Origin of the sequence: Xanthovirga aplysinae, assembly GCF_009711365.1 — a bacterium.
In the GTDB taxonomy this organism is placed as follows: domain Bacteria; phylum Bacteroidota; class Bacteroidia; order Cytophagales; family Cyclobacteriaceae; genus Xanthovirga; species Xanthovirga aplysinae.
Genome location: NZ_SMMB01000573.1, coordinates 1 through 2,442, shown reverse-complemented (window position 1 = coordinate 2,442; position 2,442 = coordinate 1). Strand labels below are relative to the sequence as shown.

General features: G+C 35.1%; 1 protein-coding gene. It reads right to left on the bottom strand.

The annotated features are described in order from the left end of the window. Positions 1-276: 276 nt before the first annotated feature. On the bottom strand, positions 277-2,064 hold the full coding sequence (locus E1171_RS02825; RefSeq protein ID WP_155203877.1) for a cytochrome P450: 1,788 nt from the start codon (positions 2,062-2,064) through the stop codon (positions 277-279). Positions 2,065-2,442 lie beyond the last annotated feature (378 nt).

The following is a 2,442-nucleotide window of genomic DNA, read 5'->3' as shown; positions in this document are numbered from 1 at the left end:
CTCTTCATTCACATGAATAGCCATTAATTCCATCCCAATTCATATCTTAGGTGGAAATTGTTATTCGCCAGAAGTTATTGATCTATCCACTTGCAGAAGATTCAATGCATTTGGCATACCGCACTAGCAGTAATGAAATTCTTGTGGAAACAACATTACAAATTGGATACAAAGATCGTAAAATGGTTATTATGCAACTAAAGGAGTTGGAATCAAATATTAGGAACGGCCTTTAGTTGATCGTAAGAGGATGTAAATTTTTTAAGGGGATTACAGCTATTGCCGTGTTCCCCTTTGATGCCCTGTCATCTCCAAATTTGCAGGTGAAGGAGGGATTGGTTTAAAATTTATCCATAAATTATCAGGGTACATAGTGAAGGCATGTACTTCTTGTACTTCCTCAGGATCTACAGCAAATTCCAAATCGAAATTTTTACAAATCATAGAAAGAGCCATTATCATTTCATGCATTGCCAGATTTTTGCCTGGGCAATATCGCGGTCCTCCTCCAAAGGCCTTAATCACTTCTGGTTTATGAGTTCCATGAACCGGGCATCCTGTGTTGATCCACCGTTCCGGAATAAAATGCTTTGCCTGAATAAAATTATCTTCATGTGTTTGTGGGACTTTATTCTGAAGGATAATGGTTGTTCCTTTTTTAAAATAGAAATTATTGATTTTCAAATCCTCCAAAGCTTGATAATGCATGGTGGGAGTTACGGGCTTTAATCGAATAGCTTCCATAGCTACTGCTTCCGTATATTTCAATTTATTGATATCCTCATATTTAATAGCGTGAGCGTGCTCAGGAAAAATTTCAAAGGATTCTTTTCTAACTTTTTTTATGATTTCGGAATTTTGTGCTAAATAATATAAAGCCCATGATATGGAATTAGATGTGGTATCTTCTCCAGCCAACAACAATGTGAAAACATTTCCAAAAACTTCCAGGTCGGAAAAATTACCTTCCCGTTCTTGCTCTACCAGAAGTGCCTCCAGAAAATTAGTGGGTTTGTTTTTAAGTTCAGGCTCCTGTTTTAGTCTGTTCTTGGCATCAGAAATGAATTTCATGATGATTTTCTCAATTTCCAATAAAGCCAGGTCTAGTTCTTTGTCCTGTTTAAATTTGATGAGCCTCCAATAAGCCAAAGGGGAGGTGAGGCGTTTATTAACCATTGGGAAAATTTTTTCCAAATGATTTTGAATAACATCTTTTTCCTTGTCTAAGGTATTCATAGGATATCCAAAAGCAATGGCTGTGGTAATATCCACCGTGTAACGCATCATTTCTTTTTGTACATCTACCTTAATTTGACCAGCTTCCAGTTTCTTTAATTTATTAAATAATCGATTGGTAATTTTTGATATGGTGGGGAAAAAGCCTTTCACATTTTTTAGATTTAGGGCTTCCGAGGTCAATTTTCTGTGGTTTTTCCACCTTTCTCCCTCTGTGTTGAGTACCCCCAGTATACCCATTTCTTCCATGATCTCACTAATCTTATAGAATCTTCGGAATTGATCCGGGCGGAGTTTAAGAACTTGATGATTTAGGTTGGGATCAGTGGAAACGACAAATTTTTTGTCTAGAAGATTTATTTTATAAACCTCCCCACTTTCTTCTGCCCAACGTTCCAGGACCTTATGTTTACTTTTTGCTTTAAACTGGGGCAAATGCCCAAAAAGAAGAGACTTTTTTGGTGAAGGTAAATCTTCAATGGTTACCGTGGAGGTATGTTCTTCATTAATTTTAGACTCCTCCAAGGGGTGGTCTTCAATAAATACGGAGCCTTCCTTAATGATAAGGGGAAAAGCTTTTAAGCAGGCCTTATTAAGATAATTTTTTCCATTTGCGCAGGAAAACTGCCATTGATGTAGTGGGCAGACTAACTGTCCGTTTTCTATGTGGCCTTCTGCTAAGGGGCCACCCTCGTGAGGGCAATGCGCTTGATAAGATTTAATTTTTCCTTTATGCTCCAGAAGAATAATTTTTTCTTTAGCGGTGGAGACTTGCAGGATTTTACCAGGTTGGATATTGGCGAGGTTGGTTAACTTGATCAGTGTCATTTCTTGTTAATTATCAGGTGGTTACATAATAATAATTTAAGCTTATTTAAAAATATTACAAAATTTTAGATTTATTTGTTCTATTATTTTTTACAAAAAAAATATAATTAGTGTAATAAATTTTACGGATAGGTCGGTATAAAATTTATTAACTAAATTGATAAAAGGTTAAAATAAACTCCTAATAGAAATGTTATTTTTACTTTATTATTATAATGATTGAGGCATGGGTTATTAAAATTTGGACTTTCTGGCCTTATTTTTTGTCATATGGGAGTTTATTAATTTGATTTGCGGAAATTTAATTATCGCTTTAAGAAGCGAATAAAATTATTTATTATTCACTAATTAAAGTTGGAGGAATTTGAGGTCTGTTTT

Bases quoted from the DNA above. Each gene is read 5' to 3' on its own strand.
- E1171_RS02825 (WP_155203877.1), bottom strand. From the start codon at position 2,064: ATGACACTGATCAAGTTAACCAACCTCGCCAATATCCAACCTGGTAAA.